The sequence below is a fragment of the Erythrobacter sp. BLCC-B19 genome (assembly GCF_028621955.1).
Classification (GTDB): domain Bacteria; phylum Pseudomonadota; class Alphaproteobacteria; order Sphingomonadales; family Sphingomonadaceae; genus Erythrobacter.
On sequence record NZ_CP117516.1, the window covers coordinates 2396908 to 2423679 of the forward strand.

General features: G+C 66.1%; 35 protein-coding genes. 15 read left to right on the plus strand and 20 right to left on the minus strand.

Annotation, left to right across the window (positions count from 1 at the left end; all coding sequences use genetic code 11):
• The first annotated feature begins 45 nt into the window (after positions 1-45).
• A complete protein-coding gene (locus PS060_RS11065; RefSeq protein WP_273983183.1) occupies positions 46-1134 on the plus strand; it encodes a DUF2332 domain-containing protein in 1089 nt (362 codons plus the stop codon).
• Here PS060_RS11065 and PS060_RS11070 read toward each other — a convergent pair.
• From PS060_RS11070 to PS060_RS11085, 4 genes are read right to left on the minus strand one after another with little or no spacing between them, the layout of a single operon-like run.
• Positions 1131-2024 (minus strand): alpha/beta fold hydrolase, encoded by an 894-nt coding sequence (locus tag PS060_RS11070; protein WP_273983185.1) that lies wholly within the window; start codon positions 2022-2024, stop codon positions 1131-1133. The genes PS060_RS11065 and PS060_RS11070 overlap by 4 nt on opposite strands.
• Positions 2024-2845 carry an SDR family NAD(P)-dependent oxidoreductase gene (locus tag PS060_RS11075; protein ID WP_273983186.1) on the minus strand — a complete coding sequence of 274 codons (822 nt, stop codon included), beginning with the start codon at positions 2843-2845 and terminating at the stop codon, positions 2024-2026. Before PS060_RS11075 ends, PS060_RS11070 begins: the two co-directional genes overlap by 1 nt.
• A gap of 50 nt (positions 2846-2895) precedes the next feature.
• Complete coding sequence (locus PS060_RS11080; RefSeq protein ID WP_273983187.1) at positions 2896-3348, minus strand: NUDIX hydrolase; 453 nt, start codon at positions 3346-3348, stop codon at positions 2896-2898.
• A complete protein-coding gene (locus tag PS060_RS11085; RefSeq protein ID WP_273983189.1) occupies positions 3345-3611 on the minus strand; it encodes a BolA family protein in 267 nt (88 codons plus the stop codon). Before PS060_RS11085 ends, PS060_RS11080 begins: the two co-directional genes overlap by 4 nt.
• Before the next feature lie 80 nt (positions 3612-3691).
• Here PS060_RS11085 and PS060_RS11090 point away from each other — a divergent pair, with 80 nt between their 5' ends.
• Positions 3692-4285: a J domain-containing protein gene (locus tag PS060_RS11090; RefSeq protein WP_273983191.1), complete on the plus strand. Its 594-nt coding sequence runs from the start codon at positions 3692-3694 to the stop codon at positions 4283-4285.
• A 4-nt stretch (positions 4286-4289) separates the two neighbouring features.
• On the opposite strand, the gene aac(6') is transcribed toward PS060_RS11090, so the two are convergent.
• From aac(6') to PS060_RS11115, 5 genes are read right to left on the minus strand one after another with little or no spacing between them, the layout of a single operon-like run.
• The gene (gene aac(6') / locus PS060_RS11095) at positions 4290-4736 is read right to left on the minus strand and encodes an aminoglycoside 6'-N-acetyltransferase (protein ID WP_273983192.1); all 447 of its coding nucleotides are present in this window, start codon (positions 4734-4736) and stop codon (positions 4290-4292) included.
• Entirely contained in the window at positions 4733-5233 is a 501-nt protein-coding gene (locus PS060_RS11100; protein ID WP_273983195.1) for a VOC family protein, read from the minus strand. The genes aac(6') and PS060_RS11100 overlap by 4 nt, the downstream gene beginning before the upstream one ends.
• Positions 5226-5858, minus strand: coding sequence for a glutathione S-transferase family protein (locus PS060_RS11105; protein WP_273983196.1), 633 nt, complete (start codon positions 5856-5858; stop codon positions 5226-5228). The genes PS060_RS11100 and PS060_RS11105 overlap by 8 nt, the downstream gene beginning before the upstream one ends.
• Before the next feature lie 3 nt (positions 5859-5861).
• Complete coding sequence (locus PS060_RS11110; protein WP_273983197.1) at positions 5862-6233, minus strand: DUF1428 domain-containing protein; 372 nt, start codon at positions 6231-6233, stop codon at positions 5862-5864.
• A 52-nt stretch (positions 6234-6285) separates the two neighbouring features.
• The gene (locus PS060_RS11115; RefSeq protein ID WP_273983199.1) at positions 6286-7125 is read right to left on the minus strand and encodes an oxygenase MpaB family protein; all 840 of its coding nucleotides are present in this window, start codon (positions 7123-7125) and stop codon (positions 6286-6288) included.
• Between the two features lie 116 nt (positions 7126-7241).
• On the opposite strand from PS060_RS11115, the gene cobS reads away from it, so the two are divergent.
• Together cobS and PS060_RS11125 are read left to right on the plus strand one after the other, a co-directional pair.
• A complete protein-coding gene (gene cobS, locus PS060_RS11120) occupies positions 7242-8219 on the plus strand; it encodes a cobaltochelatase subunit CobS (protein ID WP_273983201.1) in 978 nt (325 codons plus the stop codon).
• A 50-nt stretch (positions 8220-8269) separates the two neighbouring features.
• Positions 8270-10447: a transglycosylase domain-containing protein gene (locus tag PS060_RS11125; RefSeq protein WP_273983202.1), complete on the plus strand. Its 2178-nt coding sequence runs from the start codon at positions 8270-8272 to the stop codon at positions 10445-10447.
• A 22-nt stretch (positions 10448-10469) separates the two neighbouring features.
• Here PS060_RS11125 and PS060_RS11130 read toward each other — a convergent pair whose 3' ends face one another.
• From PS060_RS11130 to pyrE, 11 genes are all read right to left on the minus strand, one after another.
• The gene (locus PS060_RS11130) at positions 10470-10865 is read right to left on the minus strand and encodes a PaaI family thioesterase (protein WP_273983204.1); all 396 of its coding nucleotides are present in this window, start codon (positions 10863-10865) and stop codon (positions 10470-10472) included.
• Complete coding sequence (locus tag PS060_RS11135; protein WP_273983205.1) at positions 10858-11340, minus strand: PaaI family thioesterase; 483 nt, start codon at positions 11338-11340, stop codon at positions 10858-10860. The genes PS060_RS11130 and PS060_RS11135 overlap by 8 nt, the downstream gene beginning before the upstream one ends.
• A 79-nt stretch (positions 11341-11419) precedes the next feature.
• The gene (locus tag PS060_RS11140) at positions 11420-11578 is read right to left on the minus strand and encodes a hypothetical protein (protein ID WP_273983207.1); all 159 of its coding nucleotides are present in this window, start codon (positions 11576-11578) and stop codon (positions 11420-11422) included.
• On the minus strand, positions 11579-12067 hold the full coding sequence (gene ruvX / locus PS060_RS11145; RefSeq protein WP_273983208.1) for a Holliday junction resolvase RuvX: 489 nt from the start codon (positions 12065-12067) through the stop codon (positions 11579-11581). It abuts the gene before it with no gap.
• Positions 12049-13194, minus strand: coding sequence for a DUF3089 domain-containing protein (locus PS060_RS11150; RefSeq protein WP_273983210.1), 1146 nt, complete (start codon positions 13192-13194; stop codon positions 12049-12051). Before PS060_RS11150 ends, ruvX begins: the two co-directional genes overlap by 19 nt.
• A 20-nt stretch (positions 13195-13214) precedes the next feature.
• Entirely contained in the window at positions 13215-14096 is an 882-nt protein-coding gene (gene lepB, locus PS060_RS11155; RefSeq protein ID WP_273983211.1) for a signal peptidase I, read from the minus strand.
• 10 nt (positions 14097-14106) lie between these two features.
• Positions 14107-14508, minus strand: a complete 402-nt coding sequence (gene acpS, locus PS060_RS11160; protein ID WP_273983212.1) for a holo-ACP synthase — start codon at positions 14506-14508, stop codon at positions 14107-14109.
• 124 nt (positions 14509-14632) lie between these two features.
• Positions 14633-14917 (minus strand): pyridoxal phosphate biosynthetic protein, encoded by a 285-nt coding sequence (locus PS060_RS11165; RefSeq protein WP_273983214.1) that lies wholly within the window; start codon positions 14915-14917, stop codon positions 14633-14635.
• Entirely contained in the window at positions 14914-15687 is a 774-nt protein-coding gene (locus PS060_RS11170) for a pyridoxine 5'-phosphate synthase (RefSeq protein ID WP_443112381.1), read from the minus strand. Before PS060_RS11170 ends, PS060_RS11165 begins: the two co-directional genes overlap by 4 nt.
• Positions 15684-16718 carry a serine hydrolase domain-containing protein gene (locus PS060_RS11175; RefSeq protein WP_273983215.1) on the minus strand — a complete coding sequence of 345 codons (1035 nt, stop codon included), beginning with the start codon at positions 16716-16718 and terminating at the stop codon, positions 15684-15686. The genes PS060_RS11170 and PS060_RS11175 overlap by 4 nt, the downstream gene beginning before the upstream one ends.
• A 3-nt stretch (positions 16719-16721) precedes the next feature.
• Positions 16722-17303, minus strand: coding sequence for an orotate phosphoribosyltransferase (gene pyrE, locus PS060_RS11180; RefSeq protein WP_273983217.1), 582 nt, complete (start codon positions 17301-17303; stop codon positions 16722-16724).
• Positions 17304-17549: 246 nt separating this feature from the next.
• Between pyrE and coxB the strand changes: the two genes are divergently transcribed.
• The 11 genes from coxB (at position 17550) to PS060_RS11235 (ending at position 26770) form a co-directional block, all read left to right on the plus strand.
• A complete protein-coding gene (gene coxB / locus PS060_RS11185; protein WP_273983218.1) occupies positions 17550-18581 on the plus strand; it encodes a cytochrome c oxidase subunit II in 1032 nt (343 codons plus the stop codon).
• 38 nt (positions 18582-18619) lie between these two features.
• Positions 18620-20335, plus strand: coding sequence for a cytochrome c oxidase subunit I (gene ctaD, locus PS060_RS11190; RefSeq protein WP_273983219.1), 1716 nt, complete (start codon positions 18620-18622; stop codon positions 20333-20335).
• 79 nt (positions 20336-20414) lie between these two features.
• A complete protein-coding gene (locus PS060_RS11195; protein ID WP_273986909.1) occupies positions 20415-21341 on the plus strand; it encodes a heme o synthase in 927 nt (308 codons plus the stop codon).
• On the plus strand, positions 21338-21469 hold the full coding sequence (locus PS060_RS11200; protein WP_273983220.1) for a hypothetical protein: 132 nt from the start codon (positions 21338-21340) through the stop codon (positions 21467-21469). The genes PS060_RS11195 and PS060_RS11200 overlap by 4 nt, the downstream gene beginning before the upstream one ends.
• Positions 21469-22071 carry a cytochrome c oxidase assembly protein gene (locus tag PS060_RS11205; protein WP_273983222.1) on the plus strand — a complete coding sequence of 201 codons (603 nt, stop codon included), beginning with the start codon at positions 21469-21471 and terminating at the stop codon, positions 22069-22071. Before PS060_RS11200 ends, PS060_RS11205 begins: the two co-directional genes overlap by 1 nt.
• Before the next feature lie 30 nt (positions 22072-22101).
• Positions 22102-22971: a cytochrome c oxidase subunit 3 gene (locus PS060_RS11210; protein WP_273983223.1), complete on the plus strand. Its 870-nt coding sequence runs from the start codon at positions 22102-22104 to the stop codon at positions 22969-22971.
• Positions 22971-23342, plus strand: coding sequence for a DUF983 domain-containing protein (locus PS060_RS11215; protein ID WP_273983224.1), 372 nt, complete (start codon positions 22971-22973; stop codon positions 23340-23342). The genes PS060_RS11210 and PS060_RS11215 overlap by 1 nt, the downstream gene beginning before the upstream one ends.
• Positions 23339-23902, plus strand: coding sequence for an SURF1 family cytochrome oxidase biogenesis protein (locus PS060_RS11220; protein WP_273983225.1), 564 nt, complete (start codon positions 23339-23341; stop codon positions 23900-23902). The genes PS060_RS11215 and PS060_RS11220 overlap by 4 nt, the downstream gene beginning before the upstream one ends.
• A 13-nt stretch (positions 23903-23915) precedes the next feature.
• Entirely contained in the window at positions 23916-25340 is a 1425-nt protein-coding gene (gene thrC / locus PS060_RS11225) for a threonine synthase (protein ID WP_273983226.1), read from the plus strand.
• Positions 25340-26227, plus strand: a complete 888-nt coding sequence (locus PS060_RS11230) for a class I SAM-dependent methyltransferase (protein ID WP_273983227.1) — start codon at positions 25340-25342, stop codon at positions 26225-26227. Before thrC ends, PS060_RS11230 begins: the two co-directional genes overlap by 1 nt.
• 159 nt (positions 26228-26386) lie before the next feature.
• On the plus strand, positions 26387-26770 hold the full coding sequence (locus PS060_RS11235) for a dihydroneopterin aldolase (RefSeq protein ID WP_273983229.1): 384 nt from the start codon (positions 26387-26389) through the stop codon (positions 26768-26770).
• The last annotated feature ends 2 nt before the right edge of the window (positions 26771-26772 follow it).

Here is a 26772-nt window from a genome sequence, read left to right on the forward strand (position 1 = left end):
GATCGGGGGCGCACTTAAGGGCGGACGGGCAAAAGGGCAATGGTGATGGCAGCAAGCGGCGCGGGAATCATGGGCCTTGAAGACTTTACCGCCGCGCTCGATTGGCAGGCCCGCCATGCCGAGGAGAACGGCGCACCAGCCACGGCGCGGGTGATCCGGGCGCTGGCAGGCGTGCGGGCGAGCGATACGGCCACCGGGCGCCGGATCGCGAACTGGCCGGGCCTGACGCTCAAGGACGCGATGCCGCTGCGGATCGCGGGCGGGTTTCATCACCTTGTGCTGACTGGGGCGGACGAGCGACTGGGCGCGGTCTATCGCGGCGAGGTGACCGATCAGGCGGCGGTCGATGCCTTGGTGCTTCATCTCGCGCACCGCTTCGATGCGCGGCTGCTGCCGTGGCTCGATGGCCCGCCGCAAACCAACGAGGCGGGCCGTTCTGCCAGCATCATGGCGGGGCTGGTGTGGCTCGCGCAGCGGGTGCGCCTCCCCCGGTTCAGCCTGTTCGAGCTGGGGGCAAGCGCCGGGGTCAACACCATGTTGGACCGCTATTTCTTCCGGCTCGGCACGACCGAAGTCGGCCCAGCGGCCTCGCCCATGCAGATCGTGCCCGACTGGCGGGGTGCCTCACCCCCACCGCCGCCCGAGGGTTTCGCCATTACCGAGGTCAAGGGCTGCGACATCGCCCCGATCAACCTCGCCGATCCCGAGGCGGCGCTGCGCCTCAAGGCCTATGTCTGGCCCGATGCCGCCGAGCGCATGGCGCGGATCGACGCGGCGATTGCCTTGGCGGGCCAGCAGCCGCCCGATCTGGTCGCGGCTGACGCAGGCGATTTCGCCGCTGCCATGCTCGCCCGCCCGGCGGAGGCAAGCACGGCGCGGGTGATGTTCCATTCGATCATGTGGCAATACCTGCCCGCCGCCACGCAAGCCCGCATCACCGCCGCCTTCGAAGACGCCGGTGCGGCGGCAAGCCCTGACACCCCGCTCGGCTGGATCGCGCTCGAGACCGACCCCGCCACCTTCCGTCACGAGTTGCGCGTGCGCCTGTGGGACGGTGCAGGGCATCAGGGCGAGGAGCACCTGCTGTCCCACGCCCACCCCCACGGCGCATGGGTCGAGTGGCTGGCGGGTTAGTCCGCCAGAAACGCCTCCAGCGCCGCGTTGACCGCTTGCGGAGCCTCCCACGGGACGAAGTGCCCGCAATCGGGCACGCGCACGATGGTGAGCGGGTCGATGATCTCCTCCAGCCCGTCGAGGTTTTCTGGCGGCAGGGCGAGATCGTCCAGCGCCCAGATCACCAGCGTCGGGATGGTCAGCTTCGGCAGGGCAGGGGGTGTCCAGCCCGCAGGAATTTCGAAAGGCGCATCCATCGGCGGCACATCGATCGGGCTGGCGCGGTAGTAGTTGAGCATCCCGAAGGCGGCATCGCGGTTCTGCCAGTCGAGCAGCAGCGCGTTGCGCTCCTCAGGCTCCATCGCGCTGGGGCGGTCCCATTTGACCTCCTTCAGCAGCAGGCCGGTGAGGCCATGCTCCTTCACCAGCGCATCATTGGCCGGATCGCGGAAACCGCGGATATACTGACTCGCCTCGCGCTGGCCGGGGTGGGTGTAGAGCAGCTTCTGGAAGGTCACCGGGTGCGGCGCATTGGCGATCACCGCACGGGTGACGCGGGCGTGCTGGCCGCCCAAGGCCACGCCCCAGGCAATCGCGCCGCCCCAGTCGTGCCCGACGATGGTGAAGTGCGCGATTCCCAAGGCGCCCGCCAGCAGGAACACATCACCGATCAGCTTGTCGGGGGTGTAGGCGTCAACGTTCTGCGGCTTGGACGATCCGCGATAGCCGCGCTGGTCGGGCGCGATGCAGCGGAACCTGTTGCTGAAATGCCGGATCTGGTGCCGCCAGGTGCGGTGGCTCTCCGGAAAGCCGTGGAGGAAGATCAGCACCGGCGCATCGACCGGGCCTTCATCGACGATGTTGAGGGAGATGCCGTTGGGTAGTTGCACCCGCTTCAGATCAAAGCTCATTACTGCTGCTCCAGCTTGTCCATGTAGCCCTTGGCGACCATGCCTGCGACCTGATCGAACAGCGCCTCGGGCGTGCGGCGGGCCTCGCCCATCGCGAGTTCGCCCCCTTCCGCGACGATGATCTCGCGCGTGCCCTTGGCGATTTCGTCGAGCATCTGGCGCGCGGCGACATCGGCAGGAATGCCCTCGTCGATCGCCTTGTCGCTGCGCCCGCGCTGGGTTCCGTCGGCGTTCAGCGCATTGCGCGAGACATTGGTCGCGACCGATCCGGGGTAGATGGTGTGGACGGTGACGCCGTTGATCGACAGCTCGGCTCGCAGCGCATCGGCATAGCCGGCGAGGCCGAACTTGGCGGCGCTGTAAGCCGTGCGCATCGGCACCCCGACCTTGCCCGCGATCGAGGAGATGAACCCGAGCGCGCCCGACCCGCGTTCTGCCATGTGGCCGATCAGCCCTTGGGTGAAGGCGATCTGGGCAAGGAGATCGACTTCGATGATGTCGCGATAGACCTGCATCGACGTTTTCAGCGCGCGGCTGCGCTGGGAAATCCCGGCATTGGCGAAGGCGATGTCGACGGCGCCCTTCCACGCGATCGCCTTGGCAGTGGCATCAGCCAGCGCGGCCTCGTCGCGCACATCGAAGGTGAGGATCAGGCTTTCTTGTCCCTTGGCACCGCAATCCGCCGCCACCTCTTCCAGCCGCGCGGCATCCCGGCCCGATAGCACCACATGGCTACCGCGCGCCGCCAATTCCCGCGCCAGCGCTGCGCCAATGCCGGAGGATGCCCCGGTGATCCAAGCCACCTTGCCTGCAAATTCCATGTCTCTCTCCCGTTTTGGGGAGAGGTAGCGGGCACGCGGGCCATGCGCAATCAGGTTGCGATTTGCGACCTTATCATGTCGGCGAGGTTCACCGGGAACACGGCTTCATGCCAGCTTTCCAGCTCGGCGAGGGTGAACCAGCGGTGCTGCGTCATCAGGCGCTGTTCGAGTTCGGTATGGCCTGCGGTATCGACCCGGGCCTCGGCGACCCGGACAAGGAAGAAGCGTTCATCGGCCTGCACCAGCTCGCCTTCGACGGTGATGAATTCGGGCGTCATCTGCGCGATCTGCTCGCCCGGGTCGGCCGCTATGCCGGTTTCCTCGAAGAGCTCGCGCCGCGCGGCATCCTCGAAGCTTTCGCCCGGATCGACCTCACCCCCCGCCGTCACCCAGAACGGATCGCGCCCCGGAACATCATAGCGGAACATCAGCGCGCGGCCCGCCGGATCGAGCACGATCAGCCGCGCCGCACGGCGCAGGCGCAGGTTGGGGTTGAGGGTCATTCGGCAGGCACGCTCGCCTTGATCGCCACCGCGTGGACGCGCTGACCGACAATGTCGCCCAGCGCTGCGATCACCGCGCGCTGGCGGGCGAGGCGGTTCATCGGGGTGAAGGCCGCCGCCTCGATCTCGACGGTGAAATGCGATTCGCCCGATCCATCATCGCCCATGTGGCCCGAATGTTTCGCGCTGTCGTTGATGATGGCGAGGCGGGTGGGGGCGAAAGCCTCGGTCAACAGGGCGTGCATTTCCTCGGCGACACTCATCACGGCTTTCCTTCTTTGCAATCATGGTGGGCGCGTTCTGGACTTGGAACTTCGATGCCCAATCGCCATTCAAGGCGCTTATGCCTTCACCACGATTCCACGGCCGCGTCGAGAGCACAGGGCGCAAATGCGAAGCCCCCGGCTGCCGCGAGCCAGGCGAGTTCCGCGCGCCCGGACGGCGGCCCCACGGGTTTGACGGACCGGGCGAATGGCGCTGGTTCTGCTTGCAGCACGTGCGCGAATTCAACGCGGGCTACGACTGGTTCGAGGGCATGAGCGCCGAGGAAATCCTCCGCGCGCAATCGCCGATTGCCGGCTGGCAGACCGAAAGCCGGGTGTTCCGCCCCACGGCAGGGATCGCCGACGGGCCGCGCTGGGCCGATTACGCCGACCCGCTCGACGCGATCAGCGCCCGCGCGCGGGGCATCAAGTCCCATGCCGAACGCGCGGCGCGCACTGCGATGTCAGGACGCTTTTCCAAGGAGGAAGCGCTGGCGCTGGAGACCATGGGCCTCGGCTCCGACACCGATCGCTCGCGGCTGAGACGGCGCTATTCCGAACTGGTGCGTCGCTACCACCCCGACCGCAACGGCGGCGACCGGCAGCACGAGGCGAAGCTCACCGAAGTGGTCGATGCCTATCAGCTGCTCCGGAAAAGCGCGGCCCTGGCCTGACGCGTCACAGCATCCGGCGGAAGAACACCACCCGCTCGGTCTCCTCGAAGCCCACCGCCTCGTGGAAGGCATGGCTGGCGGTGTTCTCCAGCAGCGCGTTCGAGGCCAGTTCGGTGCAGCCTTTCGCACGACCCCATTCGGCCACGGCCTCAACCAGCGCGCGGCCCACACCGGAGCCGCGCACCTCGGGCCGGATGAACGCGCCTTCGCCGAAAGCAACCGGTGAGGTGTCGCACCCGTCGACATAGTCGCGCCTGATGCTCGCCTCGACAAAGCCGAGCAGCGCGCCGTTCGCGCCTTCGGCCACAAAGGCGACCTGATCGGGATCGCCGGAAAGGAAGGTCTCGGCGATGTCCTCGGAGTGGGCCGCCGCATCATCGTCAGGCCAGAGCTGCGCGCGCATCGCGGCCCATTGCGGCACGTCGTCGGCCGTGGCGGGACGCACCTTCATGCCTTTGATTGCGCTGCGCCGTTGATCGCCGCTTCGATCCCAGCATGGTCGATCTTGACCATGCCCATCATCGCGCCGAACACCCGGCCGCGCACCCCTGCATCCTCGTGCCCCAGCGCGTCCATGAGCACGCGCGGGACGATCTGCCAGCGGATGCCGAAGCGGTCACGGCACCAGCTGCACGCCATTTCCGCACCGCCATCGGCGACCAGCGCGTCCCACAGCCGGTCGGTTTCAGCCTGGGTCTCGGTGAATACCTGAAACGACACGGCGTCTGAAAAATCCCCCTCGGGCCGCCCGTTCATCGCCATGAAGGGCTGGCCGAGCAGAGTGAAATTCATTGTCAGCACATCGCCCGCCTTGCCGCCGGGATAATCACCCGGCGCGCGGTCGGTGCGGGTGACGGCGCTGCCCGGGAACAGATCGCAGTAGAACTTGACCGCTTCCTCTGCCCCCGAGGCGAACCACAGGCAGGTGGCCATTGCATGATCAGCCATTGTTCTGCGCCTCCTTGATGATCGCGGCGTCGATCGCGTTCGCCTCCCCGTAGGCGGGGCGCTGGGTGATGCGCTCGACATAGGCGCGGAAGGATGGGCGCTCGGGGATCGAGCCGAAGCGCAGGCCCCACACGAACTGGCTGCCGACATAGGTATCGGCCATGGTAAAGCGGCGGCCGGCGATGAAATCATTGGCCGACAGCCAGTTGTCGATGGCATCGAGCGTCAGTTCGAAGCTGCCGAAGCCCGCCTGCCCGGTCTTGCCCTCGGGCACCTGCCACTCGAAGGAGCGCGCGATCAGCGCCTGTTCGAGCGGCCCGGCAGCGAAGAACAGCCAGCGGAAATAGGCGGCTTTCTCGTGCGCGTCGGGCAGCAGGCCTTTGTCGGGGTGGGTCTCGGCGAGGTAGTGGTTGATCGCAGCGCATTCGGTCACGACGTGGTCGTGGCCCTGATGATGATGGACGAGGGCGGGAACCTTGTTCATCGGGTTGACGGTCTTGAAGCTGTCAGGGCGCGTGGCCCAGTCGAACACGACGTGTTCGTAATCCGCGCCCGCCTCGTGCAACGCCCAGCGCGAAATCTGGCCGCGGCTCATGGCGACGGTGTAGAAGGTGAATTCGGCCATGGCCTAGGCCTCCTTCCACACGATGGGTTCGAACCCGCCGAAGATCATGCGCTTGCCATCGAAGGGCATGTCGCTGCCGTCGGGATTGCCGAAATGCTCGGCCATGCGCGGGTCGGCCATCAGTTTTTCGTGGCTCGCCTCGACCGTGGCGCGGTCGGGCCAGGTGGTCCAGGCGAAGACGATCTTCTCGCCCGGCTCGGCCTTCACGGCCATGCGGAAATCGGTGGTGGTGCCGTCCTTGACGTCATCTTCCCAGCATTCGATCTGCGACAGGCAGCCGTAATCCTTGACGATGTCCCAGAACTTCTCGGCGACCTCGCGGTAAGCGTTCTTGTTGCCCTCCGGCACGGCGAGCACGAATCCCTGAACGTACATCTTCTCTCTCCCTCCGCCCGCAATTCTAGCAGGCGAGGGTGCGGCGCGCGCCTCAATTCTGGCGGAAGGCCCAACGGAGCGTCCGGCCCATGCCCCATGTCGCCGCACGCGAGGGCAGGGCGGTCAGCACCGGGCGCTGCAAGTGCAGCATGGTGCGCGCCCAGTCGGGCAGCATGGCGACGGCATCGGCGGTGATCATCGTCTGAACGCTGCGGGGCGTGCCTTGCGGGCGCTGGCTGAGCACCAGCTGCGCGACTTCGCGCGCTTCCTTCGAGGTGGCGAGGTCGTGACGCAACTCGCGGAAAATACGGTCGGCCTCGGCGCGGGTTTCGGGCACCGGATCGGCGCCCAAGGCACGCGCGATCAGCGCGAACTGGCGGTAATACTCGTCCTGCTCGGCCACCGGCATCGCGGGGCGGACATGGCGGATATAGCCTGCAAGAAAGCTCTGCGCCTCGGTCACGTGCACCCAGGCGAGGGTGCGCGGGTTGGTCGCCTGATAGGGCGTGCCATCGGGCAGCGTGCCGCCGACAGCCGCGTGGATGCGGTTCACGCGCTCGATCGCCGTCATCGCCGCGTCACGGTGGCCGAAGGTGGTGACGGCGATGAACCGCGCGGTGCGCCGCAGCCGCCCGTGCATATCCTCGCGGAAGTTCGAATGGTCGAGCACGCCTTGCAGCGCGTGGGGGTGGAGCATCTGGAGCAGCAACGCGCGCACGCCGCCGGTCATCATGCCGACAATATCGGCGTGAACCTGCCGGATTGGCGTATCGCGCTCAAACAGCGCTTCATCGGACGGCGGGGTGGGTTGCTGGCCGTTCGCCGTGTCGTGAAACACCCCGCGCACCTGGCTTACCAGTTTCAGGCGCAGCGATTCGACGGGATCGGGCATGGGACGAATATAGGGACGATCCGGGCCTGCGAAAGCCGCGTTCGTCAAAATGCGAGGCCGGGCGGTCAATCCACCGCTTGCAGCCTCGCGTCATGCCGTTTAACCGTCCGCGCGCCATGACCACGATCCCCACCGGCGCCAGCGCCATGCCCACCCAGCCCGACACCACCATCGACGTCCGCGAGACCTTCGGCATCGATGTCGACTGGCAGGTTCCCGCCTTCTCGCAGCGTGATGAGCACGTGCCCGAGACCGACGGCGCATACGTGTTCGATCCGGACACGACGCTGGCGATCCTTGCAGGGTTTGCCCACAACCGCCGGGTGATGGTGCAGGGCTATCACGGCACCGGCAAGTCAACCCACATCGAACAGGTCGCCGCCCGTCTCAACTGGCCCTCGATCCGCGTCAACCTCGATGCCCATATCAGCCGCATCGACCTCGTCGGGCGCGATGCGATCGTGCTCAAGGACGGGCTTCAGGTCACCGAGTTCAAGGAAGGCATCCTGCCCTGGGCGCTTCAGCACCCGGTGGCACTGACCTTCGACGAATATGACGCAGGCCGCCCCGACGTGATGTTCGTGATCCAGCGCGTGCTCGAGTTCGACGGCCGGTTGACGCTGCTTGACCAGAACCGCGTGATCACCCCCAACCCGTTCTTCCGCCTGTTCGCCACGACCAACACCGTGGGCCTCGGCGACACCTCGGGCCTCTATCACGGCACGCAGGCGATCAATCAGGCGCAGATGGATCGCTGGAACATCGTCGTCGCGCTGAACTACTTGAAGCCCGAGGTCGAACAGCAGATCGTCAAGTCGAAGACTCCCCAGAGCGACGACAAGCTGATCGCCGACATGGTCAAGGTTGCCGAACTGACCCGGCAGGGCTTCATGAACGGCGACATCTCGACCGTGATGAGCCCGCGCACCGTGATCACCTGGGCGCAGAACGCGGCGATCTTCGGCTCGACCGGCTTTGCCTTCCGCCTCTCCTTCCTTAACAAGTGCGACGAGGCGGAGCGCACGCTGGTGGCCGAATACTACCAGCGCGTGTTCGGCGAAGACCTGCCGGAAGGTGCAGCGAAGAAGCGGTAATCTCCCCGCTTGCGCCTTAGTGTCATAGGCTGATAACACAGCCCTTAACCATGGCGTTCTTCGACCGATTCTGGAAAGGCACCCGCACCGGCGCTCCCGATGGCGCCGGCACGCCTGCGGGGTTCTATCCGCTCTACGAATCCTCGCGTCCCCTTGACGATGACGAGGACGACGATGTGCTTCCGCGCCCCAAGGTCTCGGCCACGCCCGATTACGATGCGTGGGACGCCAAGCTCGGCCAAATCGACGAGGCGCTGGTCGTTACCGAGCGCAAGCGCCTGCGTCCGTGGCAGCGCGATTACTGGCGCACGCGGTCGAAATGGTGGTGGGCGGGACGGGCGGCGATGGCGAGCCTTGCGGTGTTCGCGCTGCTGATCGGCTGGCTGATGATCACCGCGCCGCTCTCCAAAAGCCTTGAACCCATCGCCCCGCCGCAGGTCACGCTGCTCGCCAGCGACGGCACCCCGATTGCGCGGCAGGGGGCCGTGGTCGAAGCGCCGGTCAAGGTCGCCGACCTGCCGCCGCACGTGGTCGAGGCCTTCCTCGCCATCGAAGACCGGCGGTTCTATTCGCACTGGGGCATCGACCCACGCGGCATCGCCCGGGCGGCGTGGACGGGCTATGGCGGGGGATCGACCATCACCCAGCAACTCGCCAAGTTCACTTTCCTGACGCCCGAACAGTCCATCACCCGCAAGGCGCGCGAGGCTCTCATCGCGGTGTGGCTGGAGAGCTGGCTGACCAAGGACGAGATCCTCGAACGCTATCTTTCAAACGCCTATTTCGGCGACAACCAGTATGGCCTTCGCGCCGCGAGCCTGCACTATTTCTACCGCCAGCCCGAAAAGCTCCGCCCCGAACAGGCGGCGATGCTGGCGGGGCTGCTCCAGGCGCCCTCGCGCTATGCCCCGACCAAGCATTACGACAAGGCCAAGGCGCGCATGGAGCTGGTGATCAAGTCGATGGTCGATGTCGGCTATCTCACCAAGGCCGAGGCCGACGCGCTGCCCGATCCGCGCATTGATGTGCGCACCCGCGACGACAACCTGCCGACCGGCACCTATTTCGCCGACTGGGCGCTGCCGCTGGCGCGTGAGGGGATGGAGGCCAGCTATTCGCAAGCGACGCTCACCACCACGCTCGATTCCCGCCTGCAGTCGCTTGCCAACCGGATCGTCGCACGCTCCCGGATCGGCAACGCGCAGGTCGCATTGGTGGCGATGCGGCGCAATGGCGAGGTCGTGGCGATGGTCGGCGGGCGCGACTACGCCAAATCGCCCTTCAACCGGGTGACGCAGGCCAAGCGCCAGCCCGGATCGACCTTCAAGACCTTCGTCTATCTCACCGCCTTGCAAGAGGGCTGGGAGCCGGACGACACCATCCCCAACACGCCGATCACCCAGGGGTCTTACCGCCCCAAGAACGCGCGCGAGCAATATTCGCCGCAGATCACGCTGGAAGATGCTTTCGCCTCGTCGAGCAATGTCGCGGCCGTGCGGCTGTTGCAGGCCGTGGGGAGCGACAAGGTGATCCGCACGGCGCGCCGCCTCGGGATTACCTCACCCATGACCGAAGGCGATCCGAGCCTTGCGCTCGGCACTTCGTCGATGACGCTGATGGAATTGACCGCGGCCTATGCCGGGATCGCCGCCAATCAATATCCGGTCGAACCGCACGCCTTTCCGCGCGGCGAGCAGGGCTGGCTCGAATGGCTGACGACCCGCACCGATTCGATGTCCGACCGCACCCACGAAGATCTCGAAGGGATGCTGCGCGCGGCGATCAATCGCGGCACCGGGCGCGCGGCGGTGCTGCCGATCGCCAATTTCGGCAAGACCGGCACGACGCAGGATTACCGCGACGCGCTGTTCGTGGGCTATGCGGGCGATCTGGTCGTGGGCGTCTGGGTCGGCAATGACGACAACACGCCCCTGAACGGCATCACGGGCGGCAGCCTGCCGGCGCGGATCTGGGCCGATTTCATGCGCAGCGCCCTCAAGATCGAGGCCGCGCCCGCGCCTGAGCCGAGCGATACCCCCGATCCCGAAGGCCCGGTCATGCCGATGGACGTGATCGAGGGCGAAATTCCGCTGGGGCAGGACGGCACGAGCCTGCAGGTCGACGGCAATGGCGTGACGCTGCGGCAGGACGGCGTGCCGGTCGAGGTGCGCGTGGATCAGGGCGGGGTGGTGGTCAGACCCTCGCCAGCGCCGACACCGCCGCCCTAGGTTGGGACGGTCAAGCTGGCTGTCAGACCATCAGGATGTTCATCACGGCGGTGGCAATCGGGCGGCTGCGGTCTGACTGCCAGGCCTCGACCGTGATGTTGGCATTGCGCCGTCCGAGGCGGGTGACCCGGCCGACCGCAAAGCTCGCCTGCGATTTGCCTGCGGCGAGATATTGCACGGTGATGTTGATCGGCTTCATCACCGGATCGCGCTCTGCGGCCAGAAGTGCGGTGCGCAAGGCGGCGTAGCCCGCATTCTCGAGCAGACCGGCGGTCGCCCCGCCATGGAAATGCTGCGGACGACCTTCGACCATCGCGCCGAAATCGACCGTCAGCACCGGCATCCCGCCCTCGGTCTCGCCCGTCAGCGTCAGGCCCAGAGAGCGGGCATAGGCGGGCAGTTCCAGCCCCTCAGGCATGGCGGCCTCCTGTCAGCGCAGGGTTGGCCTCGCGCGGATCGGCGCCGATGGTCATGAAGCAGCCCGCCACGTGCGCGACCGGATCGGCGATCGTCTCGTCATAGGCGATCCCGCGCACGAAGGCGGCCGAGCGGGTGATGCGATAGCATTCGACCCGGCCCCTCACGCTCGCCCGTTCACGCGCGGGTCGCTGGTAATCGACCCTGAGGTCGAGTGTTGCCACGGGTTCGAAGCTGCCGCGCGTCTGCCAGATCGCCATGCCGCTCGCCATGTCCATCAGGCTGATGATCGGGCCGGAGGCGAGCACGTGCTGGCTCGAATCGCCGATCAGATCCTCGCGCCAGGGCAGTTCCAGCTCGACCCAGTTGTCGCCCTGATCGGTGAACTTCAGGCCGAGCCAGCCGGTATGGCCATGGCGGAAGAACCATTTCGATGCTTCGCGCGCGTCGAACCGGGCGGGGGCAGGTGTCGTCATGGCCTCGCGCATAGGAGGGCAGGCCGGGCGCTTACAATCCCCTAAATGCGCTGGTGCCGCGGCAGAGGGCGGGCCAGACCTATTGTTTCAGCAGCACGATGACCACGAACACCGCGACCAGCACCATCGCCGCCAGCAGCCACCACCAGCAGCCCGAACGCTTGCGTCGGTCGGGGCCTCCGGACAAAGCCACATCGGCCACCACTTCGACCACTTCGCCGACGACATCCTCGATCACCTACAGCACGCCCCCTGCCAGCCGGTCGATCGCGCCTTGCAGGATCACCGCTGCCGCATGGGCATCGATCGCGGCGGCGCGCTTGGCGCGGCTCATGTCCATGCCGATCATCGCGGCCTCGGCGGCCTGGGTCGACCAGCGTTCATCCCACAGCAGGATGGGCAGGGCGAAGGCCTCGGCCATGTTGCGGGCATAGGCGCGAGAGGCCTGCGCGCGCGGGCCTTCGGAGCCATCCATGTTGCGCGGCAGACCAAGGACGATGCCCCTGACCGAGCGGCTCTTGATCAGCGCAGCAAGCGTATCGCGGTCGCGGCCCCACTTGCCGCGCTGGATTGTGGTGTTGTTGGTGGCAAAGCGCCAGCCTGCATCGCACAGCGCCGTCCCCAGCGTCTTGGTGCCTAGGTCAAGGCCGAGCAATACGCCGCCCGCCTCGCCCACCGCGTCGCCGAAACCGCGCGCGTCCTCGAAGATCAGGCTTGCGGCTTCCACGCCTCGGCCCTGCGGATCACGTCGGCCTTGGTGTTCGCCCAGAACAGCGGCAGGTCATAGACGTGGTAATTGTTGCCCGGCAGCACATAGGCGCCCATTTCGGGCGGCGGACCGATCAGCAGCAGCCCGCGCGCATCGCAGCGCGCCGGGACAAGCGCGGGCTGGAGCGTGCCCTTCTCCATGCTGTCTTCCGGCACCAACGTGCCGAGGTTGGCGCTGGCGGGCGCGCTGCCTCCGGGGGTGCCGGTCAGCGGATTGGTGCACAGCATCGGATCGCTGCCCGGAGCCTTGCCATCGAGCGCCGGGCCAGCCGCATAGGCATCCAGCACCAGCGCCGGATCGGCCGGTTCGGCAAAGCTCGACCAGCTGATCACGCAGCCGGTCTGATCGGGCGCGGCGCAGGCGGGGATGCCCATGGCGGGCAGATCATGCAGCGTCGACACCGGCCAGCCGATCACATAGGCCGCCACCAGCCGCGCGGCGGTGGGCGTGCCCTTGACCTCCTCGGCGATCAGGCGCTTGACGTGCAGCGCGCCTTGCGAATGGCCCGCCAGAACAATCGGCGTCTTCGGATCGACCGTGGCAAGGAAAAACCGGAACGCCTCGCGCACATCGGCATAGGCCGCGTCAATGGCTTGCTTGCCCTCGGCAGCATCGGTCAGGAACGCGCCCATCGTTGCCTGCCGGTAACGCGGTGCCCAGATTTCGGATGCCGCGTTGAAGGGGCTGGCCATGCCGCGCAGATAGATGCGGGCGATCCGTTCGGCTTCCGGGTCGCCGCCATTTTCGAGCGGGGCGTTCCAGCTGGCGCGGTTCACATAGCTCGTCGGGTGGACGAAGAAGACGGCGAATTGCGCCTTGGGCTCGGCCGGGGTGGGCAAGGTGCCGCGATCGCCGGCATAGACCGGCTGCCAGCGTGCCGGATCGCTCACCCCGATGCCGGGCCGCGAATACCACAGGGCGGGGCTCTCATAGGCATTGGCGTCAAGCGGCTTGACCGGCGCAAACGGGGCTGAGGGCACCGTCGCCCACTTGGTGAGCGTTGCCGGAAAGAGCGCCAGCGCGAAGCCGGCTGCGATCACCAGAACAGTGCACAAAGCGACGAGATAGAGGAACTTGCGGGCCATGCTTGGGGCGCCTCGTCAGGTTACTTCGTGGGTTGTCCCTCGGCCAGCGGGGGGCGCAGCGTCGTCCACGCCCGGTCGCCGCGCAGGCTGGAGAACCAGGTCGCCGGGTTCCAGGTGGTCGAACCATCGAGGCTGAAGGTGATGAACTCCGCGCGCCCGCCGATATTGGCCATCGGCACCGGCCCGCCCAGACCATCGGCAATCGCAGGCGCGCGGCTATCGGCGGAAAGATCGCGGTTGTCGCCCATCACGAAGACCGAGTCCGCCGGAACGGTGATTTCCTCGTAATTGTCGAGATCCTGATCGCGGTAGTCGATGGTGAGATAGGTCGCGCCGTTCGGCAGCGTCTCGCGCCAGGTCGGCGGGTCGAAATAGTCGCGCCCATCGGGGCCGGTCTTGCGGAACTGCTCGAAGGCCTCGAGGCACGGGCGGCCATCCTTGCACAGCAGATCAGGCTCGAACGGCAGGCGCACCGGTGGCACGACTTCGCGCTTGATCGGCTGACCATTGAGGATGATCTGCCCGTTCTTCACCGCGATCCGATCCCCCGGCAGGGCGACGACGCGCTTGATGTAATCGACATCGTCATCCGGATGCACCGGGATCACGATGTCGCCATATTCCGGGGTCGCCGGCCAGATCCGGGTCTTGCTGCGGGGCAGCAGGTGGAAGCTCGCCGAGGCCCATGACCAGCCATAGGGATATTTGCTCACCACCAGCCGATCGCCGACCCACAGGCTCGGCATCATCGAGGTCGAGGGGATGTAGAACGGCTTGGCGACCAGGCTGTGGAACGCCAGCACGGCGAGCAGCATCAGCGCCAGACCCCTGATTTCGGCAAGCCAGTTGACCTTTTCCGGGGCGTCGCTGTCAGTCACGGGCGGGCTTTCGATTGTTGCCATGGGGCGGCTTTCACAGGGGGACGGCTTCGATGATCACGAAGGCCTGCGCCCAGGGGTGATCGTCAGTCAGGGTTAAGTGAATGCGCGCCTCATGCCCGTGCGGCGTCATTTCTTCAAGCCGCAAAGCCGCCCCGCCGGTGAGCGCGAGGGTCGGCGCGCCCGAGGGCGCGTTGACGACGCCGATGTCTTTCATGAACACCCCGCGCCTGAATCCTGTGCCGACGGCCTTGGAAAACGCCTCCTTGGCGGCGAAGCGCTTGGCGTAGGTTCCGGCAATGGTGAAGGGGCGGCGGCGCGCCTTGGCGATTTCGATGTCGGTGAACACCCGGTTCTCGAACCGCTCGCCGTAGCGGGCGATAGAGTTCGCGATCCGCTCGATATTGCAGAGGTCGCTGCCCATGCCGATGATCAAGTGACACCTCCGATGGTTGCGCTGAACCGGTCGCGCAGCGACCGCAAGGCCGACCGGCCGCCCGCAGCGACGCGGCCTTCAGGCCGTGTGAGCGAGGATATCGCTCGCCGGAGGGCGAGCGTAATCATGAAAACGCCCTCGCGAAAACCATCACCAGCAGCCCCACCGCGATCACGTGCAGCATCACTTGGCTCTTGAAAAGCGGGTGCGCAAAGTCGCCCTTGGCCACCCGGATCGCGCCGACATAGCCGAAGATCATCAGCACCAGCCAGCCGACCGCGAAGACCCGCATCACGCCCGTATTCAGCGAAAACCCGAGAAAGCCCACCGCCAGTAGAAACAGCCCCGCCGCGCCAAAGGCCCAGCGTTTCTGTTCGCTGGTGAGGGCGGGGAGATCGGGCTCGCTCACCGAGCTTCGTCCATCAATTCGCGCATCCGGCGGATCGCGCCTTCAAGCCCGACGAACACCGCCTCGCCGATCAGATAGTGGCCGATGTTGAGTTCGGCGATCTGGGGGATGGCGGCGATCGGCTGGACGTTGTCGAAGGTGAGGCCGTGGCCCGCGTGGGGCTCGATCCCGTTCTTGGCGGCGAGGGCTGCCATATCGGTGATGCGCTTCAATTCGCGCGACACCCGCTCGCCGTCACCATCGAGGAAGGCGTGGGCATATTCGCCCGTGTGGAACTCCACCACCGGCGCGCCGAGGCGAAGCGCGGCGTCCAATTGCCGCTCGTCGGCCTCGATGAACAGCGAGACGCGGATGCCTGCGCTGCGCAGTTCCTCGCAGATCGGCACCAGCGTGTTGTGCATCCCTGCCGCATCCAATCCGCCCTCGGTGGTGCGCTCCTCGCGCTTTTCGGGGACGATGCAGGCGGCGTGGGGCTTGTGCTTGAGCGCGATGGCCAGCATCTCGGGCGTGGCGGCCATTTCGAGGTTGAGCGGCAGATTGGTTGCCGCCTGGATGCGCGCGAGGTCCTCGTCGCGGATATGGCGGCGGTCTTCGCGCAGGTGCGCGGTGATGCCGTCGCCGCCGACCGCCGCGACAATCTCGGCCGCGCGCACCGGATCGGGATGATCCCCGCCGCGCGCGTTGCGGATGGTGGCGACGTGGTCGATATTGACGCCCAATCTGAGATGGTTGGGGCGCAGGTGGGAGGGGGACAGGGTGTGGTTCATCATGTTTTCCGGCAGGCGACCGCAGAGAGCAGGTCGTACGACAATCCCTCGCCACTCCAAACTTCGCCGAACGCATAATCGGCTTCCGACTTCCCGGCAAAGACGACCAGCGCCACGCCCCGCTCGGGCAGGATGAAGTTGCGCGCCTGATAGCCGCCGATTGCGCCGCGCCGCTCGATGATGCGCACCGGTGCGTCGCAACCGTGGAGCGGCAGGGTCGCGTCCCATTGGGCCAGCGCAGTATAGCCCAGTTGCGGATCGCCGCGCCACATCTCGGCACGCGCGGCCTCGCCAAGCAAGCGGCCCGCCATCAGGGCACGATCATAGGCGAGGAGGTTTTGCGCGGTTCCCGAAAACCCGCCTGCGGCCCCGTAGTTCGCGATGTCCTGCGGCGGTGCGGCATCGACACCCGGGGCGAGGCGCGTGGCCAGCGTGACGAAACCCGCCTCGCCCATGCCCGCGGGCTCGACCAGCCGCTTGCGCATCAGCGCGGCGATGTCCTGCCCGGTGGTGCGTTCCAGCACGCGCGCCGCCAGCAGCGTGTCGCAATTGGTGTAGTCGAAGTCCCCGCCCGGCGCGCGCGTCCGGCGCGCGACGCACAGCATGGGATCGAGCGGCTTCGCGCCCGTCCAGTCGAATGCGGGATCGTCCTCGGGGTCGTAGAGGCCCGACTGGTGGCGCAGAAGCTGGCGCAGCGACGGGGCCGGCGGGCCGTCTTCGGGCCAATCGGCCAGCCACTTCGACACCGGGGTGTCGAGATCGAGCCTTCCGGCCTCGACCTCCTGCATCACGACCGTCGCGACGAGTTGCTTGGTGACCGAGGCCCACGGCCAGGTCGCGCCCGGCTGGCGGCCCTCGCTTGCCCAGGTCAGCCCGTCGAAGGCCCCGCCGCTCACGGCAATTTCGCCATCGAAGGCGTAGGCCGACAGAACGACATCAGGGATCGTCCGCGGATCGCCGACCCAGTCGCCTTGCGGCGCGTCCTTTGCGGCGGTGAGTAGGCAGAGTGCAGCAAGTGCCGCCAGTTTGCGCATCAATTATTCCTTCCGGCTGCCGGGTTTCGTAACCTCTACGGCTGCCAGCGCCTCGGGGATGTCATTCTCGTCATAGGTCGGGAAATCAATGGCGAGCAGGGGATAGAAAGGCACGCCCAGATCGACCGATCCGCAGGAGCGGTCGATGATTGCACATTCCGCGATCACTTCGCCGCCCTCGCGCGCAACGGCGGCGATGGCCTCGCGGCTGGAGAGGCCGGTGGTGACCACGTCTTCCACCATCAGCACCTTGGCGCCCTTCGAAAGCGCGAAGCCGCGCCGCAGGTGGAACACGCCGTCGGGCCGCTCAAGGAACAGGGCGTCCTTGCCCAGCGCCCGGCCCACTTCATGGCCGATGATGATCCCGCCCATCGCCGGGGAGACGACCACATCCACCGCCGCGCGCACCTCTGCGGGGATGCCTGCCACCACCGCTTCGGCCAGCCGGGCCGCCCGCGCAGGGTTCATCAGCACACGGGCGCATTGCAGGTAATGTCCGCTATGCCGGCCTGAGGACAGTTTGAAATGTCCTTCAAGCAAAGCACCCGAGCTGCGGAATTCGGCCAGAACTTCGTCTTGCGTCACTGGGTATCCTCGTGAGAAATATAGGGGAACAGGCCGACTTGCGCGAGGGACATGGGCCTTTGCATAATTTTCTCCCTAGAAGCGCTTGAGGCACTCGGCAAGCGCGGCTAAGGGCGAGGTTGAAGCTGGCCTCAGGGCTGGCCAAACGCCGTTCCGTAGCGGGTCTCGAGGGGGCTTGCCGCCGGGCGGTATGGGATCAGATTCGAACCACTTGGACACATGATCATGGGTCAGAGGGACACCCGTATGAAAAAGGCTATTCTGGCGGCGGTTGCTGCCGGGCTCGCGGCGTTTGCGCCTGTGAGCCTTTCGGCGCAGGACGCCGCCCCCGCTGCTCCGGCTGCCGCTGTCGAAGCGCCTGCGGCCACCACCGCAGCCGCGCCCGCCGATGCTGTCGCGACCGCAGCTGCCCCGGCCGAGGCTGCTGCCAGCACCTACACTCCGATGGCCCCGACCAAGGGCAAGGGGATGCCGACCTCCTACGAGGACGACCCCGCCAAGAGCCTGACCTTCCAGGATCAGTATTCCGCCAATGGCGAATATGCGCTGTGGATGCATGACAGCATCCTGCTGCCGGTGATCACTGTCATCAGCCTGTTCGTGCTTGGCCTGCTGCTGTTCGTGGTGGTTCGCTTCAACCGCAAGGCTAACCCGGTTGCCTCGAAGACCACCCACAACACCCTGATCGAAGTCGTCTGGACGATCGTTCCTGTGATCATCCTGGTGCTGATCGCGGTGCCCTCGATCACGCTGCTGGCGCGCCAGTACGAAACCCCGCCCGCCGACGCGGTCACCATCAAGGCGACCGGTTATCAGTGGTACTGGGGCTACACCTATCCCGACCATGGCGAGATCGAAGTGATCTCGAATATGCTCGACGAGGCCGAGGCGCTGAAGCGCGGCGAGCCGCACCAGCTGGCGGTCGACAATCGCATGGTCGTGCCCGCGGGCGTGCCGCTGCGCATCCAGACCACCGCCGACAGCGTGATCCACGCCTTCGCGGTGCCTTCGCTGTGGTTCAAGATGGACGCGGTGCCGGGCCGTCTCAACGAGAAGCTCCTGACCATCAAGGAGCCGGGCGTGTACTACGGCCAGTGTTCGGAACTGTGCGGCGCGCGTCACGGCTATATGCCGATCGTCGTCGAAGCGCTGCCCCCGGCTGAATTTGCCGCATGGGTCAAGGCGCAGGGCGGCTCGATGCCCGGTGAGGCGGAGGCGGCTCCGGCTGCTGCGCCCGCCGCTGATGCTGCCGCTGCTGCGCCTGCCGCCGCAAGCTGACATAGAGACAAGACAATAAGCGAAGAGAGTAGCTGACCATGGCAACCACCGCAGAAGGCTTTGACGCCCACGGCCACGATCACGGGCATGACGCCCACGATCACGCCGACCACAAGCCGGGCTTCTTTGCCCGCTGGTTCATGTCGACCAACCACAAGGACATCGGCACGATGTACCTGATCTTCGCGATCATCGCGGGGATCGTGGGCGGCGCGATTTCGGGCATCATGCGCGTCGAACTCGCCGAGCCGGGTATCCAGTACCTGCAATGGTGGGCCCAGTTCATGGGCGGCGGCAATGATCTGAACACCGCGCTCCACATGTGGAACGTGTTCATCACCGCGCACGGCCTCATCATGGTGTTCTTCATGGTGATGCCGGCGATGATCGGCGGCTTCGGCAACTGGTTCGTGCCGCTGATGATCGGCGCGCCGGACATGGCCTTCCCGCGCATGAACAACGTCAGCTTCTGGCTGACGGTCGCCGGCTTCTTCAGCCTGCTGTTCTCGCTGTTCGTCCCCGGCGGCACCGGGCCTGGTGCCGGCACCGGCTGGACGGTCTATGCCCCGCTGTCGACCAGCGGCTCGGTCGGCCCGGCGGTCGATTTCGCGATCTTCTCGCTTCACCTGTCGGGCGCGGGCTCGATCCTGGGTGCGACCAACTTCATCACCACCATCTTCAACATGCGCGCGCCGGGCATGACCCTGCACAAGATGCCGCTGTTCGTGTGGTCGGTGCTGGTCACTGCCTTCCTGCTGCTGCTGGCGCTGCCGGTGCTGGCTGCTGCCATCACCATGCTGCTGACCGACCGCAACTTCGGCACGACCTTCTTCAACCCGGCCGGCGGCGGTGATCCGGTGCTTTACCAGCACCTGTTCTGGTTCTTCGGCCACCCCGAAGTCTACATCATGATCCTGCCGGGCTTCGGCATGATCTCGCAGATCATCGCCACCTTCAGCCGCAAGCCGGTGTTCGGCTACCTCGGCATGGCCTACGCCATGGTCGCGATCGGCGTGGTCGGCTTCATCGTCTGGGCGCACCACATGTACACCGTGGGCCTCGACGTGAACACGAAGATGTACTTCACCGCTGCCACCATGGTGATCGCGGTGCCGACCGGCGTGAAGATCTTCAGCTGGATCGCGACGATGTGGGGCGGCAGCCTCAGCTTCAAGTCGCCGATGGTCTGGTCGATGGGCTTCATCTTCCTGTTCACCGTGGGCGGCGTGACCGGCGTTGTCCTCGCCAACGGCGGGATCGACGACAACCTGCACGACACCTACTACGTCGTCGCGCACTTCCACTACGTGCTGTCGATGGGCGCGGTGTTCTCGATGTTCGCCGGGTTCTACTACTGGTTCCCGAAGATGAGCGGGCGGATGCACTCCGAACTGCTGTCGCACATCCACTTCTGGACCTTCTTCGTCGGCGTGAACGTGATCTTCTTCCCGCAGCACTTCCTGGGCATGCAGGGGATGCCGCGTCGTTACCCCGACTATGCCGAAGCCTACGCCTACTGGCACCAGATCAGCACCCTCGGGTACTACATCATGGCCGGTTCGATGGTGTTCTTCTTCGTCAACATTCTCTACTCGCTGCTGGCGGGCAAGAAGGCCGAAGCGAACCCCTGGGGTGAAGGTGCGACCACGCTCGAGTGGACGCTGCCGAGCCCGCCGCCGTACCACCAGTTCGAAACGCTCCCCGTGATCACGGATGCGCACGACTACCACGATCACCGTCCGGTAACGGCGTGATCGGCTCCCTCACCGGAGCATAGGACAAGGGGGAGCGCGGCTGATGGTCGCGCTCCTTCGCAATGGAACCGACCTGACGATGGCAAGCACCGCACCCCAGACGGCCAGCATGATGCCCACGGAGTGGCGTGATTTCTTCACGCTCACCAAGCCGCGGGTGATGACGCTGGTGATCTTCACCGCGATCTGCGGCGTGCTGGCTGCACCCGGCTCGATCCATCCCGTCATCGCCTTCACCGCGATCCTCGCGATTGCGATGGGCGCTGGCGGATCGGCGGTGCTCAACCAATGGTGGGAAGCCGACATCGACGCAGGGATGAAGCGCACCATGAACCGTCCGCTCCCCGGCGGTCGGATGCGGCGTGAGGATGCGCGCGATTTCGGGATTTTCCTGTCGGGCGTGTCGCTGGTGCTGATGGGTCTTGCCGTCGGCTGGCTGGCGTCTGCACTGCTGCTGGGCGCTATCATCTACTACGCGGTGATCTACACCATGTGGCTCAAGCCGCGCACACCGCAGAACATTGTCATCGGCGGCGGTGCAGGCGCGTTTCCGCCGCTGATCGGCTGGGTCGCGGTGACGGGCGAGATCACCGCCATGCCGCTGCTGCTGTTCGCGATCATCTTCTTCTGGACGCCGCCGCACTTCTGGGCGCTCGCGCTGTTCGTGCAGAGCGATTACGCCAAGGTTGGTATCCCGATGCTGCCGGTGGTCGCCGGCGAGCGGGCAACGCGCAACCAGATCATGGGCTACACCGTTCTGCTCGCGCCGATCGCGATTGCGCCCTGGGCGATCGGTGGGACGAGCTGGATCTACGGCTCGGTCGCGGTGGTGCTGTCGGCGCTGTTCGTGGTGCTGGCGATGCCGGTCTTCACCCGGATGCGGGCCGAGACCGACGCGATGCTGCCCGAAAAGGCGCTGTTCAAGTTCTCCATCGTCTATCTCTTCGTGCTGTTTGCCGCGCTCGTAGCTGACCGCGTGGCGGCCTATCAGGGGTGGATCGCATGACGCCTGAAGACGAGCGCGAATTCCTCCGCCGCCGCAAGGCGCGCAATCTTGTGGTCGCGGGCACGCTGCTGTTCTTCGTGGTGCTGTTCTACGCCATCACCATCGTGCGCATCGGAGACGCTGGCTGATGGCGAGCGCCGCGCCTCTGCATGATGCCTCCACCACCCGCAGCAATGCGCGCGTGGGGTTGATGGCGTTTGCGGGCGCGCTGGCGATGCTCGGCCTCGGCTATGCCTCGGTGCCGCTCTATCGGCTGTTCTGTCAGGTCACCGGCTTCGGCGGCACGACCATGATCGCGAGCGAAAGCAAGGCGCAGCGCGCGGCGGCAGCAGCGACGGGGCAGCAGATCTCGATCCGCTTCGACGCCTCGACCGCCAACGACATGCCGTGGACATTCCACCCCACGCAGCCGACCGACACCGTCACCATCGGCGAGCGCGACATCGCGACCTACACTGCGCGCAACACCGGTTCGCAGCCGATCACCGGGATGGCGACCTTCAACGTCACGCCCGAACAGGCCGGCAAGTACTTCAACAAGATCCAGTGCTTCTGCTTCACCGAGCAGACCTTGCAGCCGGGTCAGGAAGTGACCATGCCGGTGCTCTATTTCGTCGATCCGGCGATGCTGGATGATCCGAACATGAAGGGCGTCGAGCAAATCACGCTCAGCTACACTTTCCACCGCACGAAGGAGCCGCTAGCAGCGGCCCCTGAAGGCTCGAATTGATCCGCTAAACCCAGGGACGGGAACTTCCACATGGCTGGCAAGGCAAACCACGATTACCACATCCTCGAACCCGATATCTGGCCGCTGGTCGGCTCGCTTTCGGCGCTCACCTTCACCAGCGGCATGGTGCTGAGCTGGCACCCCGACCTGTTCGGGCCGGCTGCCAGCTTTGTCATGTGGGCAGGGCTCGCAGGCCTGATCGCGACCTTCTTCATGTGGTTCAAGAACATCGTGATCGAAGCCGAGCGCGGCGACCACACCCCGGTCGTGCAGCTGCACATGCGCTACGGCATGATCCTGTTCATCGCCTCGGAAGTGATGTTCTTCGTCGGCTGGTTCTGGAGCTTCTTCGACTTCGCGCTGTTCCCGACCGCGCTGCAGTACGATCACGAGACCGGGCTGACCACCAGCCTGTTCGGCACCGATGGCGCGGTTGCCGCCTTCATCCCCGAAGGCATGGAAGTGCTCGATCCGTTCGCGCTGCCGCTGCTCAACACGCTGATCCTGCTGTGTTCGGGCACCACGGTGACCTGGGCGCACCACTCGCTGATCCATGGTGACCGTCAGGGTCTCAAGCAAGGCCTGTGGGCGACGATCGCGCTCGGCCTGCTGTTCAGCTCGATCCAGGCCTATGAATACGCAGCCGCGCCCTTCGGCTTCGGCGGCAACACCTATTCGAGCGCGTTCTACATGGCGACCGGCTTCCACGGTTTCCACGTGATCATCGGCACCATCTTCCTCGCCGTGTGTCTGTTCCGCGCCTACAAGGGCCACTTCACCCCGCGCCAGCACTTCGGCTTCGAAGCGGCCGCGTGGTACTGGCACTTCGTCGATGTGGTGTGGCTGTTCCTGTTCGTCGCCATCTACGTGTGGGGCGGCTGGGGCGCTGAATACCACTGATGACCCCGGACGAGAGTCCGACGGAAAAGAAGGGGCAGCCGGGGATCGTCTCGGCTGCCCTTTCCGGTTTATGCCCGCGCTGCCATGCCCCACACCTGTTTGCAGCCCCGGCAGCGCTGGCGGACAGGTGTTCGGCCTGCGGACTCGATATCCGCGCGCTGGAACGCGGCGGGCGGTTTGTCGGTGTCGTCACCATGCTGCTGGCGCTGGTGCTGATCATGGCCGCGCTGGCGGTTGACGAATGGCTGCGTCCGCCGCTGTGGGCGAGCCTCGTCTTCTGGGCACCGGTGACGATTGCCAGCGTGATCTTTTGCCTCCGGCTCTACAAGACCATGTGGGTCTATCACCAATACGAGGAACGCTCGGAATGACCGCCCGCCGTGTGCCGATTGTCGCGACGATCATCGTTATTGCCGCCGTGCTGACGATGGTGGGGCTGGGTGTGTGGCAGCTCGGACGCATGAAGGAGAAGGAAGCGCTCCTGGCGCGCTACGAGGCGGCGGCGGGAGCGAGCGGGATTGTCCCCTTTCCGATTGCCGGCGATGGCGCGGACGCGTGGTTCCGCCGCAGCGAAGTGGCGTGCCTCGGCGTGCACGGGATCGAACCTGTCGCGGGAACTGCTGCAAGCGGTCAGAAGGGTTGGGTGCAAAGGGCATCCTGCAAGGTAAGCGAGGATGCGGCGGTCATTGTTGATATCGGCTTCAGCCGTGACCTAGCCAAGCCCGCTTGGTCCGGCGGCAAGATCACTGGGGTGATCGCGCCTGGCCCGCGCCTCGTCGCCGACCCGCCGCTCGCGGGCCTCCAGCCGATGGCGAAACCCGATCCGGGCGATCTGCCCAACAACCACCTTGCCTATGCGGGCCAGTGGTTCTTCTTCGCGCTGACGGCGCTGGTCATCTACGTGCTGGCATTACGTCGCCGCCAGCGCTAGGCGCTGTTCGCATATGCAATACGTATCGACCAGGGGGAGCGCGCCCGCGCTCGATTTCGAAGGGGTCACGCTCGCAGGGCTGGCCAGCGATGGCGGCCTCTATGTTCCTGCCGAATGGCCGCGTTTCTCGGCTGACGCAATCCGGGCGATGCGCGGGCTGGCCTATCCCGATCTCGCCGCAAGGATCATGGCCCCCTTTGTGGCGGGTAGCCTCACCGAAGACGAACTCTCGGCGATCTGCCACACGGTCTATGGCGATTTCGGCCATGCCGCAGTCACCCCGCTGGTGCAGCTCGATCAGCAGCACTGGCTGCTCGAACTGTTCCACGGCCCGACGCTGGCGTTCAAGGATGTCGCGCTGCAATTGCTGGGGCGGTTGTTCGAAACCTTCCTCGCCCGCCGCGATGAGCGCCTCACCATCGTCGGGGCGACCAGCGGTGACACCGGCTCTGCCGCAATCCAGGCGGTGGCCGGGCTCGACCGGGTCGAGATCTTCATGCTCCACCCCAAGGGCCGGGTGAGCGACGTCCAGCGCCGCCAGATGACCACGGTGCGCGCGCCCAATGTCCACAACCTCGCCATCGAAGGCAGCTTCGATGACGCACAGGCGCACGTGAAGCGGATGTTCACCGATGCGGACGTGACCAGCGTCCTCAATCTGGGAGCCGTCAATTCGATCAACTGGGCGCGGCTGATGGCGCAGGTGGTCTATTACTTCGCCTCTGCGCTGCAACTCGGCGCGCCTGACCGGACGGTGGCCTACTCCGTCCCGACCGGCAATTTCGGCGATGTGTTTGCGGGCTATGTCGCGGCGAAGATGGGCTTGCCGATCGAGAAGCTGATCGTTGCCACCAACATCAACGACATCCTCCACCGCGCGCTCGCCAAGGGGGACTATTCGGCCGGCGGCGTGACGGCGACGATCACGCCCTCGATGGACATTCAGGTGTCCTCCAATTTCGAGCGCCTGCTGTTCGATGCGGGCGGGCGCGATGGTGCTGCGATGGCAGCGCAGATGCACGCCTTCGAAGCCTCCAAGGCGATGCAACTGACCAACGCGCAGGCCGAGGGGGCTTCGGCCCTGTTCACCTCCGCGCGCGCCGATCAGGTCGAAACCGCGCGGGCGCTGCAATGGGCCTACCGCGCCGCCGGGCAGGTGATCGACCCGCACACCGGCGTCGGCCTCCATGCGGCGCGTGCGCTGGCGACCGATATTCCGGCGGGCGTGCCGATCCTGACGCTCGCCACGGCGCACCCGGCCAAGTTCCCTGATGCGGTCGAGCGCGCCATCGGCGTGCGCCCGGCGCTGCCGGCGCGGGTGGGCGACCTGTTCGGGCGCGCGGAGAGCTTTGTCGAGCTGGCAGGCGACTATGCCACCACCCGCGATCATGTGCTCAGCCATGCCTCAGGCGTCGGGGCAGGCGCGGGCGCGGCATAATGGCGAGCCTCATCCAGCAGCCGCTGGTGATGGAATGCACCGGGTGGGACGGATACCGCCTGCTCGACAGCGGGGCAGGGCGCAAATGGGAGAGCTTTGGCCCCTACAGCTTCATCCGTCCCGAACCGCAGGCCATGTGGCAGCCCCGCCGCGATGACTGGCAGGCAGCGGGCGAGTTCATCCCCGGATCGGACGAGGATGGCGGCGGGCGCTGGCTGTTTTCCGAACGTCTGCCCGATGATGGCTGGGCGCTGTCATGGAACGAAGTGCGCTTCACCGCGCGCCCGACCCCGTTCCGGCACCTGCAATTCTTCCCCGACATGGCCCCGGTGTGGGACTGGATGCGGGCGCAACTCGCCGGAATGGACGCGGCCGAGACCATGAACCTGTTCGGCTATACCGGCCTCGGCACGCTGGCGCTGTCGCAGCACGGCAAGGTCACCCATGTCGATGCCTCGAAGAAGTCGGTCGCTCAGGCGCGCGAGAACGCTGCCCTTTCAGGAATGACGGATCGCCCGATCCGCTGGCTGACCGACGATGCCGCCAAGTTCACCGCGCGCGAGGTGCGGCGCGGCAGGCGCTATGACGGGATCATCCTCGATCCGCCGAAGTTCGGGCGCGGGCCGGAGGGCGAGGTGTGGCGGCTGGAGGAGCATCTCCCCGGCCTCGTCACCGACTGTGCCAAGCTGCTTGATGGCGAGAGCCGCTTCCTGTTCCTCACCGTCTATGCCGTGCGCATGAGCAGCCTGGCGATTGCCGGGCTGCTGGAAGAGGCGCTCGGGGGTCTGCCGGGCAAGATCGAACATGGCGATCTCGCCGTGCGCGAGGAAGGCGAGGGCGGCAGGCTGCTGCCGACGGCGATTTTTGCGCGGTGGTCGAACGGCTGACAGGCCCACCCCTAACCCCTCCCGCAAGCGGGAGGGGGACTGGTTGGCGCTTATCCTCCCCTCCCGCCCGCGGGAGGGGTCGGGGGTGGGACTGCGCCAACGCTCAAGCCACGCGCCAACACTGGACTTGTCCGCCCCATCCTGCCAACGGGCGCGGCAATGACCGATACCCTTACTCTCGAAGTCAACGATCTCGTCGTCGATGTCCTGACCGGCATCTATTCCGAAGAGACCGGCAATCCCCAACCGCTGCGCATCTCGATCGCGGCGGCCTATGCCGTGGCCGATCGCTACGATCCCGATACGCCGCTTGAGGCGTCCAAGAACTACATGGACTTGAAGTTCGCCGCATCCGAGGGACTGCCCAAGGGCGTGCATTTCAAGCTGATCGAGGCGGTTGCCGATCACATCTGCGAGACGCTGTTCGTGCAGGATGCCAAAGTGCAGGCGGTGACGGTCAAGATCGTCAAGCTGGCGATTGCCGAGGCGGGGGAGCAGATCGGGATCACCCTCCACCGCACCCGCCGCGCAGAGCACGGCTGATC